Annotated in this window: 21 protein-coding genes; 7 read left to right on the top strand and 14 right to left on the bottom strand. The window is 44.6% G+C overall.

Features of this window, described 5'->3' with window-relative positions; all coding sequences use genetic code 11:
• Window positions 1-386 precede the first annotated feature (386 nt).
• The 4 genes from holA to CIK90_RS02530 all read right to left on the bottom strand — a co-directional run bounded on the left by holA (window position 387) and on the right by CIK90_RS02530 (window position 3,536).
• Window positions 387-1,412: a DNA polymerase III subunit delta gene (gene holA, locus CIK90_RS02545; protein WP_094389681.1), complete on the bottom strand. Its 1,026-nt coding sequence runs from the start codon at window positions 1,410-1,412 to the stop codon at window positions 387-389.
• 117 nt (window positions 1,413-1,529) lie between these two features.
• Window positions 1,530-2,651, bottom strand: coding sequence for a sensor histidine kinase KdpD (locus CIK90_RS02540; RefSeq protein ID WP_094464275.1), 1,122 nt, complete (start codon window positions 2,649-2,651; stop codon window positions 1,530-1,532).
• A 60-nt stretch (window positions 2,652-2,711) separates the two neighbouring features.
• Window positions 2,712-3,023, bottom strand: coding sequence for a hypothetical protein (locus CIK90_RS02535; RefSeq protein WP_094389683.1), 312 nt, complete (start codon window positions 3,021-3,023; stop codon window positions 2,712-2,714).
• A gap of 27 nt (window positions 3,024-3,050) precedes the next feature.
• A complete protein-coding gene (locus tag CIK90_RS02530) occupies window positions 3,051-3,536 on the bottom strand; it encodes a hypothetical protein (protein WP_158216017.1) in 486 nt (161 codons plus the stop codon).
• A gap of 145 nt (window positions 3,537-3,681) precedes the next feature.
• On the opposite strand from CIK90_RS02530, the gene CIK90_RS02525 reads away from it, so the two are divergent.
• Window positions 3,682-4,131 (top strand): type I restriction enzyme HsdR N-terminal domain-containing protein, encoded by a 450-nt coding sequence (locus tag CIK90_RS02525; RefSeq protein ID WP_094389685.1) that lies wholly within the window; start codon window positions 3,682-3,684, stop codon window positions 4,129-4,131.
• 110 nt (window positions 4,132-4,241) lie between these two features.
• Here the strand turns inward: CIK90_RS02525 and CIK90_RS02520 are convergent, their stop codons facing one another.
• The 5 genes from CIK90_RS02520 to CIK90_RS02500 form a co-directional block, all read right to left on the bottom strand.
• Window positions 4,242-5,084 carry a zinc ribbon domain-containing protein gene (locus CIK90_RS02520; protein ID WP_094389686.1) on the bottom strand — a complete coding sequence of 281 codons (843 nt, stop codon included), beginning with the start codon at window positions 5,082-5,084 and terminating at the stop codon, window positions 4,242-4,244.
• A gap of 4 nt (window positions 5,085-5,088) precedes the next feature.
• Window positions 5,089-5,877: a Nif3-like dinuclear metal center hexameric protein gene (locus CIK90_RS02515; RefSeq protein ID WP_094464273.1), complete on the bottom strand. Its 789-nt coding sequence runs from the start codon at window positions 5,875-5,877 to the stop codon at window positions 5,089-5,091.
• Between the two features lie 89 nt (window positions 5,878-5,966).
• Window positions 5,967-7,400 (bottom strand): amidophosphoribosyltransferase, encoded by a 1,434-nt coding sequence (locus CIK90_RS02510; protein ID WP_094464272.1) that lies wholly within the window; start codon window positions 7,398-7,400, stop codon window positions 5,967-5,969.
• A 141-nt stretch (window positions 7,401-7,541) separates the two neighbouring features.
• Window positions 7,542-8,264 (bottom strand): ABC transporter permease, encoded by a 723-nt coding sequence (locus CIK90_RS02505; RefSeq protein ID WP_094440081.1) that lies wholly within the window; start codon window positions 8,262-8,264, stop codon window positions 7,542-7,544.
• Entirely contained in the window at window positions 8,261-8,833 is a 573-nt protein-coding gene (locus CIK90_RS02500) for an ATP-binding cassette domain-containing protein (RefSeq protein ID WP_158215451.1), read from the bottom strand. The genes CIK90_RS02505 and CIK90_RS02500 overlap by 4 nt, the downstream gene beginning before the upstream one ends.
• Window positions 8,834-8,957: 124 nt before the next feature.
• Here CIK90_RS02500 and CIK90_RS02495 point away from each other — a divergent pair, with 124 nt between their 5' ends.
• Genes CIK90_RS02495 through CIK90_RS02485 form a run of 3 tightly spaced genes read left to right on the top strand, consistent with a single transcriptional unit; the run spans window position 8,958 to window position 12,992 of the window.
• Window positions 8,958-9,875: an agmatine deiminase family protein gene (locus CIK90_RS02495; protein WP_254046256.1), complete on the top strand. Its 918-nt coding sequence runs from the start codon at window positions 8,958-8,960 to the stop codon at window positions 9,873-9,875.
• 1 nt (window position 9,876) lies between these two features.
• Window positions 9,877-10,752, top strand: coding sequence for a carbon-nitrogen hydrolase (locus CIK90_RS02490; protein WP_173824990.1), 876 nt, complete (start codon window positions 9,877-9,879; stop codon window positions 10,750-10,752).
• Window positions 10,753-10,799: 47 nt separating this feature from the next.
• Complete coding sequence (locus tag CIK90_RS02485; protein ID WP_094464270.1) at window positions 10,800-12,992, top strand: glutamine synthetase III; 2,193 nt, start codon at window positions 10,800-10,802, stop codon at window positions 12,990-12,992.
• A 585-nt stretch (window positions 12,993-13,577) separates the two neighbouring features.
• Here the strand turns inward: CIK90_RS02485 and CIK90_RS02480 are convergent.
• A complete protein-coding gene (locus CIK90_RS02480; protein ID WP_094391449.1) occupies window positions 13,578-14,201 on the bottom strand; it encodes a YiiX/YebB-like N1pC/P60 family cysteine hydrolase in 624 nt (207 codons plus the stop codon).
• Window positions 14,202-14,620: 419 nt separating this feature from the next.
• On the opposite strand from CIK90_RS02480, the gene CIK90_RS02475 reads away from it, so the two are divergent.
• Complete coding sequence (locus CIK90_RS02475; protein ID WP_094464269.1) at window positions 14,621-15,040, top strand: hypothetical protein; 420 nt, start codon at window positions 14,621-14,623, stop codon at window positions 15,038-15,040.
• Window positions 15,041-15,061: 21 nt separating this feature from the next.
• A complete protein-coding gene (locus CIK90_RS02470) occupies window positions 15,062-16,291 on the top strand; it encodes a glycoside hydrolase family 27 protein (RefSeq protein ID WP_094464268.1) in 1,230 nt (409 codons plus the stop codon).
• A 194-nt stretch (window positions 16,292-16,485) separates the two neighbouring features.
• Here CIK90_RS02470 and CIK90_RS02465 read toward each other — a convergent pair whose 3' ends face one another.
• A complete protein-coding gene (locus CIK90_RS02465; RefSeq protein WP_254046255.1) occupies window positions 16,486-17,046 on the bottom strand; it encodes a M15 family metallopeptidase in 561 nt (186 codons plus the stop codon).
• A gap of 344 nt (window positions 17,047-17,390) precedes the next feature.
• On the opposite strand from CIK90_RS02465, the gene epsC reads away from it, so the two are divergent.
• Window positions 17,391-18,299, top strand: coding sequence for a serine O-acetyltransferase EpsC (gene epsC / locus CIK90_RS02460; protein ID WP_094464267.1), 909 nt, complete (start codon window positions 17,391-17,393; stop codon window positions 18,297-18,299).
• 92 nt (window positions 18,300-18,391) lie between these two features.
• Here epsC and CIK90_RS02455 read toward each other — a convergent pair whose 3' ends face one another.
• The 3 genes from CIK90_RS02455 to CIK90_RS02445 all read right to left on the bottom strand — a co-directional run bounded on the left by CIK90_RS02455 (window position 18,392) and on the right by CIK90_RS02445 (window position 24,231).
• Window positions 18,392-18,895, bottom strand: coding sequence for a hypothetical protein (locus CIK90_RS02455; protein WP_144007204.1), 504 nt, complete (start codon window positions 18,893-18,895; stop codon window positions 18,392-18,394).
• Between the two features lie 390 nt (window positions 18,896-19,285).
• The gene (locus tag CIK90_RS02450; RefSeq protein ID WP_094391444.1) at window positions 19,286-20,563 is read right to left on the bottom strand and encodes an MFS transporter; all 1,278 of its coding nucleotides are present in this window, start codon (window positions 20,561-20,563) and stop codon (window positions 19,286-19,288) included.
• Window positions 20,563-24,231, bottom strand: coding sequence for a DUF4922 domain-containing protein (locus CIK90_RS02445; protein WP_094464266.1), 3,669 nt, complete (start codon window positions 24,229-24,231; stop codon window positions 20,563-20,565). The genes CIK90_RS02450 and CIK90_RS02445 overlap by 1 nt, the downstream gene beginning before the upstream one ends.
• Between the last annotated feature and the right edge of the window lie 689 nt (window positions 24,232-24,920).

The raw sequence follows: 24,920 nt of genomic DNA, 5'->3' as shown, positions 1-24,920 counted from the left end.
CTTAATCATGTATAAATATCAATATTGATTTTGATACTGCAAGTTTTATGTTTTAATATTGAAATTCAAACCTCAAAACTGATGGTTAAATTTCGATATTTATGTTTGTAAATTGTAAATTTGAACCAAAATTGCATCATGTTTTGATTTTGATATTTACAAAGCAAAATAAAAATAAACGTTAACGCCAAATTTTGAACTTCCCAAAAACGCAGTTTTTTTTATTTTGGATGAATTGTGAACAGAGGTCTGAAATGCTCAAAAATACGCGATTCTCAGAGGGGAAAAAAGTCAGAAAGATGAGTCAGAATCAGCGTTTCAGGCCATTTTTTTATGTATTCAAAAAACTGTGAAATAGAAAAAAAGAGCCTCAAAAAGGCTCTTTTTTAGTGTAAAATATAGAAGATTAACTCCTTTGCAAGCTCTTCCGGAGGCGTATTAGGGTTATCCAGACCTTTGGTTTTTGCGTCAATCTCTCTAATCTTGGAAATTATCTGGAAAACCTTCATTGCGGTATAATTTCGCATACCCGTGATATAGTCGTTAGCCCCCCACGCATTACGCATTTCCAGCCATTGTGCAATAGCATCTCTATTGCCTCGATCTGGACAATAATAGGCAATCATGAGATTTTGGAAATAATTGAAGAGAAATGGGAGAACAGAGTAGAGCCCCCCACTCTTTGGATTGCTGTCAAAATAATTCATTATCTGGTTTGCCTTAAACACATCGCGGTTAATAATAGCATTCTTCAATTCAAACACATTGAAGTCCTTGCTCACCCCTATTTGGTCTTCCACCACCTGAGGTGTTACCCTTCGATTGGATTCAGGCAACGAAACAAGCACCTTATTGAGTTCCCCCACCAATCTATGAAGATCTGCTCCAATATAGTCGGCAATAATTTGAGTTGATTTAGGATCAATGGATGCATTGCGTTCTTTAAGATACTTTTCGATGAACGCTGGCAAATCTCGGTCTTTGAGCTTTTGACTCTCAAAAAGCACACCAGCATCACGGATAGCTTTCACATATTCGCGTTTTCGTCCATCCACAGTACCGTTTTTATGGCACATCACAAGAATTGTGGAAGACATGGGTGACTTAAAATAGCGTTCTAACGGCTCAGTATCTTTTACATTCTGTGCCTCTTTAACTATAATGACCTGATGTTCTGCCATCATAGGATAGCGTTTGGCAGCATCTACAATCTGTGCAGCGTTGACATCTGATCCAAACAATACTGTTTGGTTGAAATCACGCTCTTCAGGCAGGAGTGCATTATCAGCAATCCAGTCTGCAATCTTGTCGATATAATAAGCTTCATCACCCATCAGATAATAGACAGGCTTAAACTTACGCGCTTTCAGGTCGCGCATTACATTCTCATAAGTCACTTTCTCTTGTGCCATATTGCTTACAAAGGTACGAATAAGCGAGCGAAAAACCAAATTATATCTTGTTTTTCCGAGCGTGAGTACCTGAGCATCGCAGATGCAGAGGTACGAATAAGCGAGCGAGATCCCCTATTAGGAAAGAATACAACGTACCTTATTTATTACGAAACACGTTCCAGGGCCTTCGTATTCACGATCAAAAGCCAACGTTCCTCCCATTTGTTCTGCAATATGTCGCGCAACAGAAAGTCCAAGTCCAAGTCCTTTCTTAAAGGGATCAATCTTATAGAATTTCTCAAAGATACGTTCACGCAGTTCTTCAGGAATACCTATACCCGTATCACTCATATGAAACTCCACCCATTTCTTATCGGTAGAAAGTTTTGTATGACACCCTACACTACCGCTTTCTGTGAATTTCAGACTATTGTTTCCCAAGTGCCATAGTATTTTCTTGAGTCCTACAAGATTGTTATGAATCATAAAATCATCGTCCACATCAATTCTATAATGCACCTGCAAACGTCCTTTATCTGCCTGTTCCAATTGGCGAATCATCTCATCACAACCCCTTTTTACATTGATCTCATCGTCGGGAGCATAGTTATGCCGTCTCTCTTCGTCAGACAACTCGAGGAGCTCATTAATCAGACTTGTTATCAACTGGGTGTTATCGGTGATTCGTTTCACCACATCTTTTCGCGCCTCAGTACTGAGTGAATAGTCAGGATTTGCCATAACCTGCGAAAATCCCGTAATGATATGAAGTGGTGTGCGCAACTCATGACTGATATGCTTGACAAAAGAATCCTTCATACGAGTACTTTCTTTCGAACGGTCGAGCGCTACCAGCAACTGGGCATTTTTCTTATGAATACGGTGCATAAAGAAAACCACAACGGCAACAAGCAACAACATGCACACAATAACCAAAGTAAAAAAAGCATAGATGGTATGTTCCTTGTCCTGTTGTTGTTCCTGTCGTAGCCTATCTATCTGATAGTGTGCATTAAGCTCATTAAGTTGATTACGAGTTTCTATCAGATTTCTCTCATCAACAGAATCCATCACACTTCGCAGGATTACAGCAGTCTTTTCACAATTTCCCATTCGAAAATATATATCTGCCCTTTGTCGCACTACGCGCAGCTGATCACCCATATAATGAAGTAATAGTGAACGGCAGCTATCAGCCATACTATTATAATGAAGGGCTTTCTGATAATCACCTTCATTGATATATAATTCTGCCATACGGTAAAGCACATCACGCCGTACATAATCCGAACGATTACGAGTGATACGCTCGGCTCCTTACAAGATCTTCAATGCTTCTGACACCCGATGTTCTTCTCTGAGCACTATAGCGCGCACCAAACAGAAATACACATAGTTGGGTGATTTACTCAAACATTCTTCAGAGACGCCCAATTTCTCCTTATATATATGGCGTATTTGTTGACAACGTTCCGTAGCATCCTTCAAATCACCATAGAGTTTTTCATCTGCCAATGCCCCACAATAGAATGGATATATACAGATATGAGCCGCATGATAAGACTCGATATTACTCAAGGTCTGTATGCACTGCTTATAGTTGCGTATAGCCTCTTTGTTTTCACCCATATTACGATATAGGTTTGCCAGTACATACTACGCCAATCCTATGCCATATATATTATTTCTCTTCTTGGCATCTTCATACATATTGCGCACCTCATTCTGCGCTTTACTGCCTTCATTGGCGAAAATAAGGAAATTAGCCCACAGAGACCATGTCGAGTAATAGTAGTTCCAGCTCTTCTGTTGACGCAGGAAGTGGTGTGTCTCAGGAAACACATGCCGCAATGAATCGGCACATCCGTCCTTGAATACATAGTAATTGACAAGAGCCGCCTTTGCCAAACAGCGCATTGGAATATTATCTTGCAATTCTGCCTCTCGCTGCATTTGAGCAATGGTTTGCCGCTCATTATCACCTGAATAGATTTGAACATAATACACATGCCGATAGGCATCAAATAGCGCTTGTCCTTCGAGCGACAATATAGCGTGGTGAATAGAATCAACCTGTCTGTCATTACTGTTTCCAGCAAGAGCCATCGTAGTACATTGAGCCTGCACAACGATTCCGGCCATTAGAATGATCCTTCGAATGTTCATTAGGTGCTTAATTGCTGCAAAATTACTCATTTATTTTGTGTTTCTATCTTTTTTCTTCATAGATATTTAATTTTCTCAGATATTTCTTCAATATCAAGAAAAAAAGCGGTAAGTTTGCAATATGTTTCAATTAAACCTTCCCTCATTTCCCATCCAGTTGGGTGGCACTCGCGAAAAACCGGAGATATTCGACTTTCTTCGTCGTCGCTATGTAAAGCTGACCCCAGAAGAATGGGTCCGCCAGCATTTTGTACATTGGTTGGTGACAGAAAAAGGCTACCCCAAAGGATTATTAGGCAACGAGATTGCGCTACAATGCGGTAGCAAGCGCCTACGTTGTGACTCTATCCTATACAATAAGCAGGCCCAACCCATGATGATAATCGAGTATAAAGCCCCTACTGTTGCGTTAAGTCAGAAGGTGTTCGACCAAGTTTCGTCCTACAACCTTTTACTACATGTTGACTATCTAATGATTAGCAATGGCATGCAACACTTCTGTTGTCGCATGGACTATGAGCATCGATGCTACAGCATCCTGCCTGACATTCCTAACTATGAAGATTTATAGGATTTTCATATTTAGCTCATAAGACCAGTTTATTTTCCCCAATTCATAAATAAGACAAAAGGCGCAGATTATTCTGCGCCTTTTATTTTATCAACGAATTAGGACTTGTATTAAGCCTCATCGTTGGCATCAGCAACCTTCTTCGTGGTTTTGCGGATAGCACGCTTGCGGGGTTTCTTCTCCTCTGCTTTTGGAGTAACGGTCTTAACACCAGCCAATTCCGAATCTACGAGGATACGTCCACAATACTCACATACGATAATTTTCTTATGCATTTTGATGTCGAGCTGACGCTGAGGTGGAATCTTGTTGAAGCAACCACCGCAGGCATCACGCTGCACATAAACAATACCGAGACCGTTGCGAGCGTTTTTACGGATACGCTTGAATGAAGAAAGGAGACGTGGTTCAATCTTAGCCTCAAGGTCTTTCACCTTAATTTTCAGTTTTTCTTCCTCTGCACGAGTTTCGTCCATGATCTCGTCGAGTTCGTTCTTCTTCACTTCCAAGGCCTGACGACGGTCTTCGATGTTTTCCTTATTGACAGCGAGCTCCTCTTTCTTCTCTGTCACACGATTCTGAGCCTCTCTGATTTTCTTATTACAGAGTTCGATTTCAAGTTCCTGAAATTCGATTTCTTTTGTCAGAGTGTCATATTCGCGGTTGTTCTTAACCTCGTCCAACTGCTTTTTGTAACGTTCCACGCTGACTTTGGCGTTTTCGATATCGCCTTTTTTCTGTACGATGGCAGTCTCATACTCATTGATATCTGCCTGGATTTTCTCGATACGAGTTGTCAATCCTTCGATTTCATCTTCCAGGTCCTGTACTTCCAAAGGTAGTTCACCTCTCAACGCACGCTTCTCGTCGATAGCCGAAAGCGTAGTCTGCAACTGATAGAGCGTCTTCAGACGTTCTTCTACCGGCATTTCTGATGGATCTTTTTTTGCCATTTGCTTATAGATATATAATTGGATTTGTATTTGTTTCTGCTATAAATGTCTTTACATCAGGATATTGACGTTGTATCACATCTTGGAATATTTCACTTGTAAACTGTTCGCTCTGATAATGTCCTATGACACATATCTGGATTCTCTGCTCATATCCGAAATACTGATGATAGTGCATTTCTCCTGTGATAAAGGCATCTGCCTGTTGGTTCACAGCCTCATCAAGCAAGAAGTCACCTGCTCCTCCGCATAGAGCTACCTTGCGGATTGGACGTCCCAATAGCTCATTGCAGAGCGCACATTCCACGTCAAACTGTCGTTTCACCAACAAGACGAAATCATCGGCAACCATGGCTTCGGGCAACAGGCCTATCACTCCACTACCCGATTGTGCGCTGTCAGCCTCATCATTAGCTTGGAGAAATTTCACTTCCTTAAGCCCTAATCGTTCTGCAATTTTCCAGTTGACACCATTTCTGGCATTATCCATATTAGTATGCATCGATGCGATAACGATATGTCGCTCTATGGCTTTCATTACCGTACGCTGCACATAATCTGCACCACAAATCTGTTTCAATCCACGAAACAAGAGTGGATGATGACTGATAATCAGGTTACACCCTTTTTCTATTGCCTCATCAACAATTTTTTCGTTGACGTCAAGACACAATAATGCCCCTGAAACCTCCGCCTCTGTCAATCCAACTTGCAGGCCAGCATTATCCCAACTTTCCTGTAAGGGCAGAGGCGCGAACTGTTCAAGGGCGTCAAGCACTTGCTGTATTTTCACGCTTCTATGATATTTTATCAATATGCAAAGTTACTGTTTTTCATCGGAAAGACATAGTCCTTCCGATGAACATTATCATTTTTTAACGATTATTCTGGATCATTGTCATGCTCATGACAATAGCTACTACCATCAAAACAATGGGTGCAGACCCGATCTTTGGGCAATCCGATAGATTCGACAAGATCTTCCACATGAGCAAATTTCAGACTCGTCAGTCCCAGTTGCTTGGCTATTTCCTGCACCATGCGCTTGTATTCTGGTGAATCTGTTTTTGCATACTCTGCCAGTTTTGCATTTTCATCGCCCTCAAAATCCTTGATGATGCGACGGGTAATGAGTTCAAGAGGGCTCTTCTGTGAGGTAAAACCGATAAACGGACAACCATACACCAATGGTGGGCAAGAGATACGTACATGTACTTCCTTTGCACCATTATCGAAGAAGGTACGCACATTGTCGCGTAACTGGGTACCACGTACGATAGAGTCATCACAGAAAACAACACGTTGATCCTTCAAAATGGCAGGGTTGGGAATGAGTTTCATGCGTGCCACCAAGTCACGACGTTTCTGGTTGCCAGGAGTAAACGAACGTGGCCATGTTGGAGTATATTTCAATACAGCACGCTTGTATGGTACTTTCTTTCCGTGTGAGTAACCAAGGGCCATTCCTACTCCCGAATCGGGAATACCACAAACGAGGTCGGCTTCCACTTCAGTATCCTTCTCACCCACAATGCGTCCGTTCTTCTCGCGTACTGCTTCAGTATTGATTCCTTCATAGTCGCTGGCAGGAAATCCGTAATACACCCACAGGAACGAGCATATCTGACAACGGCTCATAGGTTTTTGCAACACTTCGATACCGTCGGCACGCAGTTTTACGATTTCTCCCGGACCTACATCGCGCAGTACTTGATAGTCAAGATTGGGAAAACTTGTCGTTTCGCTTGATACTGCATAGGCATCATCACGTTTTCCTATAACGATAGGGGTACGTCCAAGGAAGTCACGTGCGGCAATAATACCATCTTCGGTAAGAATCAACATCGAGCACGAGCCCTGTATTTTCTGATAAACCTTATTGATACCATCCACAAACGAGTCTCCCATATTGATAAGCAATGCCACGAGTTCTGTCTGGTTGATGACATTCGCCGACATTTCACTAAGGTGCATGCGGCTGGCCAACAATTCATCAGCTATTTCTCTAAGATTATTGATTTTGGCCACTGTGACCACTGCATAACGTCCCAAATGGGAGTTGATGATGATGGGTTGTGGATCTGTATCACTAATAACACCCAGTCCCTGATGCCCCTTAAAGTCGTCAAGTTCATCTTCGAAACGCGAACGGAAATATTGGCGTTCCAACGAGTGGATAGAGCGATGAAAACCGCTTTCCTCATCAAAAGTCACCAATCCTGCGCGTTTGGTTCCTAAGTGCGAATTGTAGTCTGTACCGTAAAACACATCGTTTACACAATCCTTAGTCGAGATCGTACCGAAAAAACCTCCCATTGTATTGCTTGTATTGAAATTACTATACTTTGTTTAGGTCTGCAAAATTACAAAAAATTCATGGAATTACAATAACCCATGCTTTTTTTTTAGTTTTCCATACCGTTTATTTATGCTATATCAATATTCCATCTGCCTCACTCAGCGTCGAAGCCACTCATAGACCATAACAGAAAGCAATATCGACAACACCGAGCAACACACCATTCCAATAGTGGCTGCTACAGCGAAAATACCTGCCTGTATTGGAGGCATCCCACTGAGCATCAAGACACAAAGTATTGCAGGAACTGCCACGAGTCCAGTATCGCGCATCTTGGTCAGCAACGGATTAAGTGCTTTACTCATAGCTCGCACCAGAAATGGGCGCAAGGCTTCTGTTTGCGTTGCACCATTTCCCTGCAAATACTCAAACATACTGGCATGTACCTTGCGATTAAAAGCATAAGTGAGCAACCCACTCCTACTCGCTCTCAAGGCTTCGCCATGAAGCAGAGCCATTACAGGCACCCAAAACCAAATATTACCGAAGGGATTCTGACCCATAATCACCATCACCAGAAGCCCCACAATAAACGTAACAGGAACCACTCCTATTAATATTGGTACAACAAGCCACTTTTTTCGGCAACAAACCATCGTTACTATAACCTCCAACAATAGTAGCAACAGAACGTCTAGCCACCATACGGCTGATTGAAACACAAAATTAAATACCACGACCAGCACCAACATGGCAATAGCCCAACAACCTGTTGTAGTGAGCAGACGATAGAGTAGTCGGCGGTCGTTCTTATAAAAGACGGTCAACGGAATGGCCAACAGCATGAGTCCGGCCAACAACTGAAAGATGATACTATTCATAGTTGTATCTGCTTTTGAGCAATTAGGGGGTTAACAACCAATACCGATGCTCCGTTGCGAGCTGCTTCCAAAAGCATTTTGTCTGCTGTCTGTCGTGTTGCTTCTGATATTTGTGACGAAGGTTCATCCACAACGACGAGCGTCTTTCGCAAGCCAACGGCACGATGCACAAGCGACAGAAACTGCTCGTCTGCAGTAAGTTGCGACCAAGTCCGACCATCTTCTTCACCTTGAGAAGATTCTTGTACTGAAGTTTCTCGACTATTGATTTTCAACGAATTTACCGTTGCGTCACATTGTGCTATTGTATCATAGCCCTCTACCAGCGACAGTTGTTGCGGCACATAAGCTGTAGCGCGCCGAAAAAAAGGAGCCGACAATGGAGTTAGCAATTCACCATCGATACTGATATGCCCTCCGTCGATAGACACCATCCCGAGCACAGCCCGAAGCAAAGTGGTCTTTCCTGTCCCTGCTTCACCATATATACCAACCATCTCACCATCGCCCACTGTCAGCGAGCAATCAGCCAAGAGTCCGTCAATCTTTACATGGTGTAATTCTAACATCGGTTGTTTTTTTGATGGCAAAGATACAATATAGTGAATAAAAAGCCAAATATATTCGTGATTTTCTTTTGTACTTCTCCCGATTTGCACTACCTTTGCACTCATGATAAAAAGTAAGAGACGAATGTTGGCCGAATGGGAACCGCAAAGTGCGGTACAACTGACATGGCCTCACAAAGATACAGACTGGGCTCCTATACTGCCAGAAATCACCTCAGTATATGAGGAAATGAAGCGAGAAATAGAAAGCAGAGAAACCGTTATCGTAGTCGATGACATACCACACAACGACACATGGGCACGCGACCATGGTTTCATTACCGTAGAAGAAAACGGCCAACTGAATCTGCTCGACTTTAAATTCAACGGATGGGGCGAGAAATATGCCGCAGAACTCGACAACGATATCAACCGACAACTCTACGAACAACAGCTGGTGAAAGGCATTTACGAGTCACACCTCGATTTCGTTCTTGAGGGCGGTAGTATTGAAAGCGATGGCAAAGGCACTATCTTCACTACCACCTGTTGCCTGATGGCGCCACATCGCAACCAACCTCTTACACAACAAGAGATAGAACAACAACTGAAAGAATGGCTCGGAGCAGAACGCATCGTCTGGATCAACCATGGTTCGCTCATAGGTGACGATACCGATGGACATATTGATACACTGGTACGCATAGCTCCTAACGACACCTTATTATATATAGGGGCCGACGACGAACATCCCGACCTGTTGCTCATGGAGCAAGAACTCCAGCAGCTACGCACCATCGACGGACATCCCTACCGATTGCTCCGATTACCCATGCCACGTCCCATCTATGATGATGGCGAGCGACTACCTGCCACCTATGCCAACTACCTGGTGATAAATGGCGCCGTCCTCGTACCCACCTACAACCAACAGGACCTTGACCAAGAAGCCATAAGCACCATCGGCAAGGCCTTCCCAGATAGAGAAATCATTGGTATCGACTGTCGCGCTGTCATCCGGCAACACGGATCGTTACATTGTTGCACCATGCAGTATTACTAAGATGAAAACAGGAATCATTCAACAGCACAATACGGCGGACATACAAGACAACCGCCAACGACTGGCAGAGAGCATACGTTCGCTCGCCAAACAGGGTGCAGAACTCATCGTTCTGCAGGAACTCCACAATTCGCTATACTTCTGTCAGACCGAGAATGTCGATCTATTCGACTTGGCAGAAACCATCCCAGGCCCTTCTACCGATTTCTTCGGAGCATTGGCACGCGAACTCCAAGTGGTCATCGTCACCTCTTTGTTTGAACGACGTGCACCCGGACTCTATCACAACACGGCAGTAGTATTAGAGAAAGATGGTTCTATAGCAGGAAAATACCGCAAAATGCATATCCCCGATGACCCAGCATACTACGAGAAATTCTATTTCACACCAGGCGATTTGGGGTTCCACCCCATCCAGACCTCTGTAGGCCGACTTGGCGTACTGGTTTGCTGGGACCAATGGTATCCTGAAGCAGCACGCCTGATGGCACTACAGGGAGCAGATATGCTGATCTATCCTACCGCCATCGGTTACGAGAGTAGCGACACACCCGATGAGCAAGAACGTCAACGCATGGCTTGGCAAACCGTACAACGTGGCCACGCAGTAGCCAACGGACTACCCGTAGTGACCGTCAATCGTACCGGCCACGAACCAGACCCCAGCAAACAAACCAACGGAATACAGTTCTGGGGCACCTCGTTTGTTGCCGGCCCGCAAGGTGAACTGCTCTACGAAGCACCACGCGACAGCGAAACCACAGCCATTATCGATGTCAACCTGCAACGCTCCGAACAGGTACGCCGTTGGTGGCCCTTCCTTCGCGACCGACGCATAGACCACTACGATGATATCATCAAACGGTTCATCGACTGACAATCAACTCTCTTCAACAAGCAAACAACAAACAACCCAAACAGAATATGGCAAACAATCTAAGATTCCAAGTGGTAGAAGAAGCCTTCAAGAAGCATGCACTCGATGTGGAGGCACCAAGCGAGAGACCATCAGAGTATTTCGGCAAATACGTATTCAGCCGACAAAAGATGTATAAATACCTACCTGCCGACATCTACAACAAGATGATCGACGTGATGGACAACGGCGCCCGATTGGACCGTTCCATAGCCGATGCCGTAGCGGCTGGCATGAAACAATGGGCAAAAGAGATGGGGGTAACCCACTATACCCACTGGTTTCAGCCACTCACCGAAGGAACTGCCGAGAAACACGATGCCTTCGTAGAACACGATGGCAAAGGCGGAATGATAGAAAAATTCTCAGGAAAACTGTTGGTACAACAGGAACCAGACGCCTCTTCTTTCCCCAATGGCGGTATCAGAAACACATTCGAGGCACGAGGCTATTCTGCCTGGGACCCCACAAGTCCGGTGTTCATCATCGACGACACACTCTGTATCCCCACCATCTTCATTGCCTATACTGGCGAAGCCCTCGACTATAAGGCTCCGCTATTACGATCTATCCATGCCGTAGACAAAGCTGCAACAGATGTCTGCCAGTATTTCTATGACGATGTCAATAAAGTGCAGGTCAATCTGGGTTGGGAACAAGAGTATTTCCTTGTTGACGAAGGACTCTATTCTGCACGTCCTGACCTACTAATGACAGGTCGCACCCTAATGGGACATGAGAGTGCGAAAAACCAACAGATGGATGACCACTATTTCGGAACCATCCCCGACCGCGTACAGGCTTTTATGAAAGACCTTGAGATACAAGCTCTCGAACTGGCCATCCCTGTAAAGACCCGCCATAACGAGGTTGCCCCCAACCAGTTTGAATTAGCCCCCATCTTTGAAGAGTGCAATCTGGCTGTCGATCACAACATGCTGCTCATGTCGCTCATGAAAAGGGTGGCCCGCAAACACGGATTCCGAGTGTTGCTCCACGAGAAGCCCTTTGACGGCATCAACGGATCGGGCAAGCACAACAACTGGAGCTTGTCTGCCAATAATGGTATACTACTCCACGCACCAGCTAAGACTCCTGAGGAGAATCTGCGCTTCGTCACATTCATCGTTGAGACCTTGATGGCTGTTTTTCATCATAACGGACTGTTGAAAGCATCTATTATGAGTGCCACAAATGCCCACCGCTTGGGTGGCAACGAAGCACCACCTGCCATTATCTCGTCATTCCTGGGCAAGCAACTCAACGAACTCCTCGACCATATCGAAAAGAGTGAGAAAAACGAGCTCTTCAACCTAAAGGGCAAACAGGGCATGGAAATAGATATTCCACAGATTCCAGACCTCATCATCGACAATACCGACCGCAACCGCACATCGCCTTTTGCTTTCACCGGCAATCGCTTTGAATTCCGTGCTCCCGGTTCCGCAGCCAACTGCGCCTCGGCCATGATAGCACTCAATGCAGCGATGGCAGAAGCCCTCGTATCTTTCAAAGAGCGTGTCGATGCACTCATCAACAAGGGCGAAAACAAAATTTCTGCTATTCTCGATGTGCTGCGCGAAGATATACGCACCTGCAAACCCGTGCGCTTCGATGGCAACGGCTATTCCGACGAATGGGTAGAAGAGGCACGTCAACGTGGTCTCGACGTCGAAAAGTCATGTCCCATCATATTCGAGCGCTACCTCGACGAGTCGAGCGTCCGCATGTTCGAACAGACCAAGGTCATGAACCGCAAAGAACTTGAAGCTCGCAACGAAGTAAAATGGGAGATGTATGTCAAGACTTTGCAGATTGAAGCACGCGTATTGGGCGACCTCGCCATGAACCACATCATCCCTGTCTCTACCCACTACCAAAGCAAACTCATTAAAAACGTGCAGGGTATGAAAGACGTCTTTAGTGCAGAAAAGGCAGACAGACTCTCCTCACGCAATATGAAACTTATTGAAGAGATTGCAGAGCGCACCGAGAAGATTGAACAACTGGTAGAAGAACTAACCGATGCCCGTCGTGTAGCCAATCATATCGAGTCCATCCAACAGCGTGCCATCGCCTATCACGATACTGTAGAACCTCATATGGATGCCATCCGTTACGAGATAGACCATCTCGAAATGATTGTTGAGGACGGACTATGGACGCTACCCAAATACCGCGAACTGCTGTTCATCCGATAGCCGTTCGTCCTTTATCCCCCATCCCAAGCGCATGGCTTCTGCTTATTGAAGTCCATGCCGCTTGGGATTTTCATTTCCTCATCACAAATACAACCCTATCAACCAACCATCCCACCGAGTAGCCTCATCAGCATAAACATTTGAGAAAGCTATTGTCACTCTTTGTCACCACTTGAGCTGCAGTTTCGTAGGCGTATCCGCGATGCTCATAAACTATCCATAAAAATAAAGAAAGAATGTCGTTTAGGAATATAACAGATTGATATTCTTTAAGACAACGTTTTGGCAAGAGTATTTTCTAACGTTTGACAAAGGTATTATCAACGTTTGACAAAGGTATTATCAACGTTTGACAAAAGTATTATCCAACGTTTGATAAAGGTATTATCCAACGTTTGATAAAAGTATTATCCAACGTTTGACAAAAGTATTATCCAACATTTGATAAAAATGTTATCAAGGTTTGAAAAAGTGATGATAAACATCAGCAACTCCGTTTATACATCGATATAGATGGTAGTAGTGGGCGAAATTTTTACAAAAACTAAAACCTTTTCGATTATGGAGCAATTTGATATCAACTGGCTATTGTCGCAGTTTCCCCCGAACAACAATCTTTTCACTTCTCGACAAGTTGCCCGGATTACTTCCAGGCTTTCCTTCCGGAACTTCCAAACCCTGGCGACCATAATACTCCTTCCAATAGGCAGTCACTTTTCCCGTCTTGTCATGAAACGACATGGGGATGGGATTAAACACCAGTTCACCATGCGGTGTCCTATAGCATTTTTGCACCAGTTCGCTACAATACATCGCACTATCTGACGGCATAAAATTGAAGTCGTATGGTGTACCGATAAACTGCATAGCCCGTTCCACCGAGCGTGCCACACCAGTAGTATCTTTGAGTTGCGCCACCACCACAGTCTGTCGCCTTGCCATAAAACTATCTATTGGAGTGAGGCACACCCCTTGGTGTATCGCCTCAAGTGCAAATGCCGCCCCCTTGTCTTTATGGAAAATCGCCACATGATCTATTTGTTTTCCATCAAGTCCTGTTGTCACATCGGTAATGTTATTACCGTTTTCTGCCACACAGAAGAGCAAGTCCCCTTCTGCCAGGCTTTTTACGTTTATCTCATTTTGTCCTCGTGTACCAAGACACATAGCTAAGCACACAACAACTGCCATATTTTTCATCTTATTCATTATGATTTCTACTTTACCCACATTTTGACAAGCAACAAAAGTAGGATTTTATTTTGAATTCAGCAAATGAAATGATGTTTTTTATTGTTGTCCAGTAAAATGACTATCTTCGCTCATGATATTATTATTTCTAACAAAAACAAAGATAAACCAAAGGACTGATACCTCGTGAGAAGTATCTGCCCCAATATATGTTGTTTGCAAAAGTTCTAGTAGCCAGCAATAATTTCAAATAATCTCATCGTTAATTAGCAATCAACAATTTTGTCAGCATATTGCTTCTACCCCTCAGCGTTTTATATACAACAACTGCGGCTTTGGGCACATATATATTTTTTTAGCATAGATAATGGTATTTGCTTGTAGTTCTTGTTTTTTTTTCTTAACTTTGTAGTCAATATATATAATCTTCATCACGTATGAAACTAAAACTGTTTGTCTTATTACTATTGATTATCATCGTTGTCATGCCATCGGATGCCCAAACACCTGGGACTTCCCACATGCCACCAGTTAATCAAGCAATACCACACATCAGCAACCACCTAAACGTGACAACATATCTACCTGTCAAAAAGAGCATGCCAGCCGTTTCAGAGGCCAGAATACAAGATTATTTCCCTTTAAGCGAAGCTGTGATATATACCGATACTAAAGAGTATAAAGTCGTAAATATTACCGCAAATATGCTGGCCGATGATATTGAACGCGTCACAGGCAAACACCCCAGAGTTGTGAAAACGACATCACTCAAAAACATCCCAAAGGGAGGAGCTGTAGCCGTAACATTCTTACCCACAAGTAAAGTGAAACAAAAACAGTTTTTTTTAGAAACTTAAACAAACAAATATTATATTATTATGAAATTATCAAACAAATTTATCGTCATCATTGGCATACTTACCATGATGACAATGCCTTGCAAGGCACAGAAGTGGGAACATTTGGCAGACACCCCTCAAATGGGATGGAGCACATGGAACAAGTTTCAAGGTAATATCTCTGAGGACATCATCAAGGGCATCGCTGATGTGATGGTAGAAACAGGGCTACGCGATGCGGGTTATACCTATATCAATATCGATGATTGTTGGCATGGGAAACGTGATGTCGACGGGTTTATTCAGGCCGACCCGATAAAGTTTCCAAACGGCATAAAGGCCGTGGCCGACTATGTTCACAGCAAAGGGCTTAAACTTGGCATCTATAGTGATGCAGGCTCTGCAACCTGTGCAGGCAGACCAGGATCACTCGGACACGAATATCAAGATGCTATCCAATATGCCCGTTGGGGAGTGGACTATCTGAAATACGACTGGTGTAATACCACCAATGTGAATCCCCAAGGAGCATATCAACTCATTAGCGACGCTCTCCGTTCTGCTGGTCGTCCTATTTTCCTAAGTATGTGCGAATGGGGCAATAGTCAACCTTGGAAATGGGCTCGTGAGATTGGCCATTCATGGCGTACCACACCCGATATATGGTGTCATTTCGATTCTTTGCGTGTATTCCCAGGCTACACCCAGTTTGGTGTGATGCAGTGCATCCAATTCAACGACTCATTGCGTCAGTATGCAGGCAAGGGATACTGGAACGACCCCGACATGCTGGAGGTGGGCAATGGTATGACAGAAAACGAGGATCGTGCCCACTTTACCATGTGGTGTATGATGGCCAGTCCACTGATACTTGGAAACGACCTACGCAACATGAGTGAGGCTACTCGCAATATTATTATGAACAAGGAGATGATAGCAATCAATCAAGACACACTTGGCATTCAAGGTCTGCACTATTGCGACCGTGATGGACTACAATTCTGGTTTAAGCCTTTGGCAGGTGGCGATTGGGCTTTCACCATTCTTAATCCCACACAGAATAACATTGTGTGTGAACTAAATTGGCAAGATTTCAATTTTATTGATTCGCAAGTGAGTAAAATGAGCACAGCTTTCAATACGAACATATATAAAGTCTATAACCTTTGGACACATAAGATGGAGGGCAAAACAAATTTAAAAAACAAAATTGTCCGTAAGGTTACTGTAAAATCTCGTGACGTTGTATCATATCGTTTAATAAAATAAGTTATTACTTTCTGGCAAATAGAAGGCACTCTCCGTCTCATTTTTACCAGATAACAATGGTACTATATTTTAGTAATTAAGAATAAGACAAAGAAACATCATATTCATAGTGATTTCCATAAAAAATGTTGATTACGGCATCACCTTATGCAAATGATAGAAAGATAAGCAACTCCTAAGATAGCAAAACATGACTATTTCTCGAAGTGTTGATAGTCTTTTACTGTACGCCAATGTCCTCCCCAGACAAAACCATGTTGACGAAACAGACGATAGCATAGGTCGCGTTCTGTTATCTTATAGGGAAAGGAAGCCCGACGGTCTGCATATCTGCGGGCAGTAGAAGGTTGTATATAGAGCGTTCCATCTTTGCGGCGTCGCACGCATGGATTGTAGAGAGGATTGATGTCGATAGCTAATCCTCGCGCATGTTTAGAGAGTGTTTTACTTCCTGCCACTTTGCGATAGCAATAACACGAAGTATTATTGGCCCGCATGGATTGTTCATCGTCGTTACCATAGTCTGAGATAGGGCGAATGCGTTCTATGGGATATCGTTGTCGGTATAGTTCTGCAAATATCTCACGCAGGTCATCTGTTATTGTATGATTACAAACAATTGTTCCTGTATGTGTCACTCCTTGCCCATCGATATGTTTCACTTGAAGCGTATCGAGTCTCACCCCTGCCGGTTGTGCAGAAGTTGTCAGTAGTGTCAAGCACCATACCATAATAATTAGTATTTCTCGCTTCATCGCTACAAAGGTAGTGCAAACCGAGAGAAATACAAAGAGAAACAAAGTTTTTCTTTTATTTCCGAACTGACGAACGAAGAAAGTGCAGAGTCAAGCTCGCTTGAACTATGCCTTTCAAGGAGAAAGGAAACCAAAAGGTTAAGTGCAGCCTACCTTGGACCGCAGGTCAAAGGCAACGATCAAATAAGAAAAACACCAATTTTTGTAGCAACTAAGGCTGAGAGAAAATGCAATATAAAAGGAGTATTATGCACATATTTGATGAGAAATGCTTACCTTTGCAGATAAAATGAAATAAAAACGGCAAGAAATATTCACTTTTGAAAACAAAATACAGCACAATAATGACAAATGATAACATTAATGAGATACTGCTAAAGAATGTCAGCATCCTCTCACGACATTCGGAGAAAGAAGACAGTATGATGCCGAAAGGTAACGCTCCCCTGCCCTCTGTAGAGAGTGTGCGCAACATTGTGACGTTAGTGAAAAGCATCATTTTCAGCGACTATTTCTACCAACGACAACCACAGGAGGAAATCCGTTCCTATTATATCGGTGTAAAGATGGAAGACCTATACAAAGAGTTGAAGGAACAGATTGCCCGTGGACTACAGTTCTGCAAGCAGATGGGTGAAGAGGAAGTGCAACACAAAGCCGAGACGCTGACTTTAGAATTTATTGATGAACTGCCAGAGCTGAAGCGTCTGCTCTATACCGATGTGGAAGCCATGTTCGACAACGATCCTGCCGCAGAAACCTACGGTGAGGTAATCTTCTGTTATCCAGTGGTCAATGCCATGACCCACTATCGCATTGCCCACGCCCTCCACGTGAAGAATATTCCCGTCATACCGCGTATCATCACCGAACAAGCACACTCCAAGACTGGTATCGACATACACCCCGGCGCTACCATAGGAGAGTATTTTGCTATTGACCATGGTACTGGTGTTGTGATTGGCGAAACCTGTATTATCGGCCATCATGTCACGCTCTACCAGGGTGTTACGCTTGGTGCAAAGAGTTTCAAATACGACGAGCAGGGTAATGTGCTTAACGTTCCACGCCACCCGATTATAGAAGACCATGTGACAGTATATTCCAATGCTTCGATACTTGGACGCATCACTATTGGCCACGATAGTGTGATAGGCGGTAACATCTGGGTTACACACGATATTCCACCCCATTCACGCATTCAACAGTCGAGGGCGGTCGATGTATCATTCAATGGTGGATTGGGGATATAAATTCCTCTTTGATTAGACTGAGGTCGGATAAAGACTGAGAAAAAAAGAGGGCCTGTTTGGGTCCTCTTTCCTTTTTCTCTTATATAACGATATTATTTAAATTCATCTTTCGGTACCATGATAAACTGTCTGTCTCCGGCAGCTCTTGTTCTTGTCACCTTTACCAGATTGAAAGCGGCGAGTGTTGAACCATCATAGTAATCGTCGAAATATCCACGGAAGTGTGGGGTTCTACCCACAGTGTAGATATCATAGTCGCGAACTACCACGGTTGTATTATCATCGTAGTCAATATATATTTTGCCACCTCTTACCGTCCAATCGAAATAAGTCTGACTACTGCGTCCTGTGTTGAGGTTGTAGTCAATTTCATACCCCGTACCACCACGTGAGAAGTCTCCTTCCTGTACAAAGGTTATCTCTGTTTCGTAGGTATCAGTCATGTGCTGACCATAGCGATAGTCATAAAACTCGCTTGAGAGTGTTCCACTCCATACGCCATCGAGGTCGTATGCCAAATCGGTATCCGAATCGCAACTGGTCATCACAAACATGGTGCAGATGGCCATCAGGGTGTAAGTCAATGTTTGTTTCATAATCATATATCGTTTAGTTTCTGGAAACAAAGGTAGTGCAAATCGAGAGAAATACAAAACATATTTCCCTTTTTTCTATAGGGAAACCCCTATTCTTCTGTAGGAAAATATATTTATCCCTTATTGCCCTTCAACTCAGAAACACGATTTTAGAGATAGAGTCCTACAAGAATCTATTAGTCGATTTATGATAAATATCATAGAATAGATTTTTTTACAATTTTCTTCATGGGTATTTGATTAAATTTTGCTATCTTTGCAAATGATAAGCATGAAGTGGCTGTACGAGTACCACTTCAAAATTTCTTTTCCATTATTAACACAATCAATAAAGAAGCGGCACGATTGGGAAATCCTGCCGCTTTCTATTCTTTTTTGTATTCTTACGAATTAGGATTGTTTCTTACCAAATTCGGGATCAACATCCAAAAACCACGTCACGATATAAGTCAGCGAACAAGTCCCTATCACGATGAGGAAGAACACAGGATAGCCCACAGCCTCTTGCAGGGCTCCAGCAAACATGCCCGGTATCATCATCGACAGAGCCATGAAGGCAGTACACAGCGCATAGTGGGAAGTTTTATGGTCGCCACGGCTATAATATATAAGGTATAGCATATAGGCAGAGAAGCCGAATCCATAGCCAAACTGCTCAACAAAGACGCATATATCAATGATCAACAGATTGGAGGGTAAGGCATAGGAGAGATAGACATAGACAAGGTCGGGCAACGTGATCGCCATTACCATAGGCCAGAGCCATCGTTTCAATCCGTCACGACTTGCCACTACTCCACCGAGTATTCCACCGAGGGTCAGTCCGATGATTCCTACTGTGCCCTGCACTAATCCGTATTCCACATCGGAAAGACCGAGTCCGCCATTGCGTACGGAGTCAACAAGGAACAATGCCGACACCTTAGCCAACAGTCCTTCAGGCATACGATAGAATAGCATGAAGCAGATAGCCACCCACATCTGCGGTTTTCTAAAAAATGTCACCACTGTGGCCACAAACTCATCTGCTATCTGGCGCATAGTACGACGCACTTTATCGCTATCCTCGCTGGGGCGTGGTAATACCCAACTATGGTAGAGCCATAAGGCGATGAAGAGTCCTGCCATGAAATAAAATACCAGACTCCATGCATAGGTAATACTACGAGTGAGGACCTGTAACACACCGGCAAGACCTACCAACAGTCCTGATGCCACAATAGTGGCTATGCGATAGAAGGTGGAGCGGATTCCTACAAAGAATGCCTGTTCGTGTTGGTCAAGACCGAGCATATAGAAACCGTCGGCAGCAATATCGTGGGTAGCACTACCGAACGCCATCAACCAAAAGAAACATAGCGACCCTTGCAACCACCATGGACCTGGTATGGTAAACGCCACACCAGCCAAGGCTGCCCCGATGAGCAGTTGCATCGCCACTATCCACCAGCGTTTGGATCGGAGTATATCCACGAACGGGCTCCAGAGCGGTTTGATGACCCATGGCAGATAGAGCCATGAAGTGTAGAGTGTGATATCGGCATTTGACAAGCCGAGACGTTTGTACATGATGAGTGAGATGGTCATCACAGCCACATAAGGCACTCCCTCGGCAAAATAGAGCGATGGAACCCATGTCCACGGCGACATTCGTTTGTTGTGTAACATCAGTATATCTTTTTAATTTCGGCTCCACGATAGTAGTGAAGCAGTATTTCATCGTATTTATATCCTTGTTGTCCCATGACGGCGGCTCCTATCTGACAGAGTCCGACGCCGTGTCCCCAACCGCGTCCATGCAGTCGGAAGCCTGTTTCAGTTTTCTCTACATCGAAGGCAGAACTATAGAGATGGCTCTCGCTGAGGGTCCGACGTATCTCAAGTTCCTTACCGATAGTGAAGGTTTTCTTCGTACCCACTATTTTGAGTTTCCATATACGTCCACTCTTGCCTCGCTCTAAAGGAATGAGGTCGGTAATGGTGCCGAAGTCTTCTTTGAGTTTCTCGCTGACCAGTTGGGAGAGTTTCTCTGTAGAATACTCCACGGTCCAGCGATAGAAATCGTTGGTCTCTTGATCGTAGTCGTTGAGTACTTGTTCCAGTACGGCCTTATCGTTGGTGTTGCAGAAGGGGTCTTCTACTGAAACGAGATATGGTTTCGGAGTATCCTCCCAACAATACTGAAATTCCTCGGTCACTCCACCGCAACATTTCGAGAATCGTGCGTCACATATTTCATCGCCATAACATAGGATTTGTCCTCGTGTGGCTTGCAAGGCTTGTTCTACAGCCGGACTGGTTTGTTTGGTGATGCCTTGATAGCGTTGGCAATGGTCGTCGGCACAAACATCGAAGATGGTATGGTCTTCGCGGTCGTACCAGCGGATGAGTTCGTCGTCTTTCTTGACAAACGAGAAGAAACCATCTTTGCGTTGTCCAGCTTCCTCCCGTCTGCGCATCTGCGCCAAGAGCCATGACCGGGAGATAACGGCATGAGCTTTCAGCAGTTCCACACCAGCCGTTGCCTTCATCTCGCTGGAGATGACGCTGGCCAGATAGCGTTCCACAGGCAGTTGGTTGATGGCTGTTATCTTATCAGATTCGACCACAAGGCGTAGTGTGCCGAGGAATACCTGTGTCTCTTTTCGTTCCCAATGGAAATTAACACCGATGGTCACATCATGGAGCGAGAACGACGCTGTTGGGGTTTGTGGTGTGAAGGTCAGTTCGCGATATTGCATGCCTCGCCATAGGATTCCGCCTTCAGAAAATTCCACTACCTGTTCGCCTTTTATGAGTTCTCCTTTTGCCATATATGGTGCGTTGAGAGCAAAGGCGATTTTCTGTCCGCTTACAATTCCCACGGTGACATCAGGCTGTACGCCGTGTTCCTTCTGTGTTGATGTAGAGACTCTTGCCTCTTTCATCTTGCGGATGGCTTCTGCCACCTCATCGGGGGTGAGAGTCACTTCCTGCAGGATGGCTGATGCCTTTTCTGGAGTCAGTTTACGGAAGTCTTCCTCACGTGGTGTGATGATGAGTCCCCCCATATCTACGGCACCCGGACTGATGATGTATTGTTGTTCGCCTGTTGCAGTATAGCAGTCTGGGCGATGTTTTCTGCGTGGCAATACGACAGAGAGGATTGCGTCACCTTGTTTCCATGCTATGATATTCATCATCGGTTCGGTGTCGTCTGCCTGCATCGGCAAACTGTCATACAAGCGACGGAACAACTGGCAGCCTCGCTCTTCGCAATGGCTGCGCACGAGGAATGCAGCTGCGGGATATTCGGGTATCTGCCAGATGCCCTCTTCACCATCGCTCACCACTTCTATCAAGCTGCGACTGAGTCGTTGCCATGAACGTTGCAACGGCAACTTACCGCTACAGATGGCTTGCAGATGGGCATGATCAGGTGCCGATGCGCCACATTTCGGTCCATTATATAATAAGGTAAAATCACGATGCTGGCACACCAGGTGGAGCAGTTCATCGTACATAGGCAGGATGGCTTGTCGCTGATGGCGCAAGGTAGGTAGTGTGAAATGGATGGGGAGGATGGGGAACGGATTGACTAAGAGTTCGTAATCGCCATCGATTGTATGGTGCATCTGTTCTTTGGGTCTGTTCTTCTGACAGAGGAAGCAAGGTCTTTCTGCCAACGATTTAGCATCAATCTTCGCTCCTGTAGATCGGATGCGCGCTGGATTCCATTGCACTTGGAGCGAGAGATTGTCGGCCAACAGTTCGCGAGTCTCTACTCTTGTCAGTTCGCGATAGCGTTGGCACACTTCATCCCACACGGCCATTTGTCGGTTGAAGAAGCGCATCAGAGCAGACTGCTCCATCCTGTCGTGCAGTCCTTGGTTCATCCGCTGGCGTGCTTTCAATTCCATGGTGCGCAGACGGTCTTTATAGAGATTGTTGGCGTTGATTTTCTCTACAGATAGTGCTGCGTCTGAGTTGCCCCCCCAACGGCGGCAGAGATACAGTTCGGTGAAGATACGTCCGATACGGAAGTGGCGCGAGAACATCAAGCCGAGAGCATAGTCTTCGCCATACGAGGTATTGGGGAACTGCACCTGTCGGAGCAATGGGGTAAAGAAGGCGCGTGGCGCACCGAGTCCATTGATGCGGAGTGCATTGTTTGGTCCGTTTTCGTCAGTCCATTCGTGATGATCGATAAGTCCTGGCGGTAAGGTGTTGAGTTCAAAGTCGCACATGCGATAGGAACCAATCACCATGGCTGCCTTCTGCTTATAGAATGCTTCTACGATAGTTTTCAGCGTAGCGGGTGACGAATAGAGGTCGTCGCTATCGAGCTGTACGGCAAAGCGTCCACACCATTGGCTGTTGATTGCTTCGTTCCAGCATCCGCCAATACCGAGATCATGACGTTTTGGAGTGATGACCACGAGGCGTTTATCGGCCTTTGCCATATCCGCCAGGAGTTGTCCTGTACCGTCGGTCGAATGGTTGTCCACCACAATCACATTGAAATTGAAGTCGGCTTTCTGTGCCAATGCACTCTTCACAGCATCGCAGATGGTCTTGGCACGATTGAAAACCGGGATAACGACCGAGGCTTCAACCTCAAATTCCTGTTCTTGGAAGTCGATATCTTCGTATTGTGTAGTATCCACCATGGCGTTGACAGCACGCAGATGTGCTGTGCAGGCGCGTTCCATCTCTATCTGCACTTCGCGGTTGGCAGGATTGACATAGTCAAACTGCTTGACACCTGATGCTCGCAAATCGCTTTCGTCTTCGGTATAGAGATATTCGTTGAGGTGGAACAAGAGTCCTTGTCGGCTCAATGCCAATCGCAAGTCATAGAGTCCTGCCCATTGATAGTCGGCAGAAGGTCCATCGGTCATATATTGTTGCAAGGCTTCGTTGCGCAACAGCCAGATGCTACCGAAATCGAAATCGTCGCGTAGAGAACCCTCTTGATAGTCGATCACGGGATGTGCGGTACGCTTACCTTCTTCCATTTGCCAGCGGTCGCTATAAACCATAACGGCTCCGGTATCTTCTGCTGCCAGCGCCATACGTTCCAATGCGACGTTGCCTAAAGTTCCAGAATTGGGTTTCACGCTTAGCATGACATAGGGAGCGGAAGCATGTTGCGCCACTTGTTTCACCAATGCACTACTGGTGAGGTTTTCCACACGAAGGAGTGTACATCCTTTGGGTGGCTGTTGTTCAGCCAAGTCTCCGTTGACTAAAAGAAATATATTGCTTACTGTTGTGCTTTGCTGTAGTTGTTCCACTTTTTCGGCAATATCCGCAAGTGAGTGGCAAGCCACGAAGCAGTCTATTTTCTGTCTCATTTTTCTTTTTTTTTATTTATTTTCTACAAAGGTAGTGCAAACCGAGAGAAATACAAAGAGAAACGAAGTTTTTCTTTTATTTCCGAACTAAAGAACGAAGTAAAGGCATAGCCCAAAATACATTTTACGGCTCGGCTTCGGGATGTATTCGGGATGCCGTCGGGATATATTTCTATCCTTTTCATGTACGAAGCAAGTCCCAAGCAAGTTCCAAGTAAGTCCCAAAAACTTACTAATGGAGGGGGAGTCAGATAGGAGCTACTACCCAGATACATATTAAGCATGTTGAACTCAAATAAGCGATTAAGGGTAATGTTTATCCACCTACGAATCCTAACTGCATGATCATATAAGCCTTTTTTCACGCGCGCTCGAAAAGAAGATACGTCAAGTAAGCAATTATCAGACAACAAAAAAGTACATCATACTATAACACAATAACTTAACACATAAAACCAACAAAGAACAAACCATAGTAAATTAACGACTATCATGATGCCTGATTACAGAATTATTGTTGTCAAATGGTGATTTCTTGCCATTATTCTCGCGCACGCGAATAAACAATCAATTTTATACTTCAGAAACAACAAATATTGTAGTCCGGAAAACAAATCTTCCATCGAAAAATGGTTGTTACCTGCTATAAAATTCACAAATAAATCATTTAAGAGAATATGCAAAGAACC

The sequence above is a fragment of the Prevotella sp. P5-126 genome (assembly GCF_002251185.1).
Lineage (GTDB): Bacteria > Bacteroidota > Bacteroidia > Bacteroidales > Bacteroidaceae > Prevotella.
The sequence above is the reverse complement of the archived record's forward strand: the minus strand, read 5'-3'. Positions and strand labels throughout refer to the sequence as shown.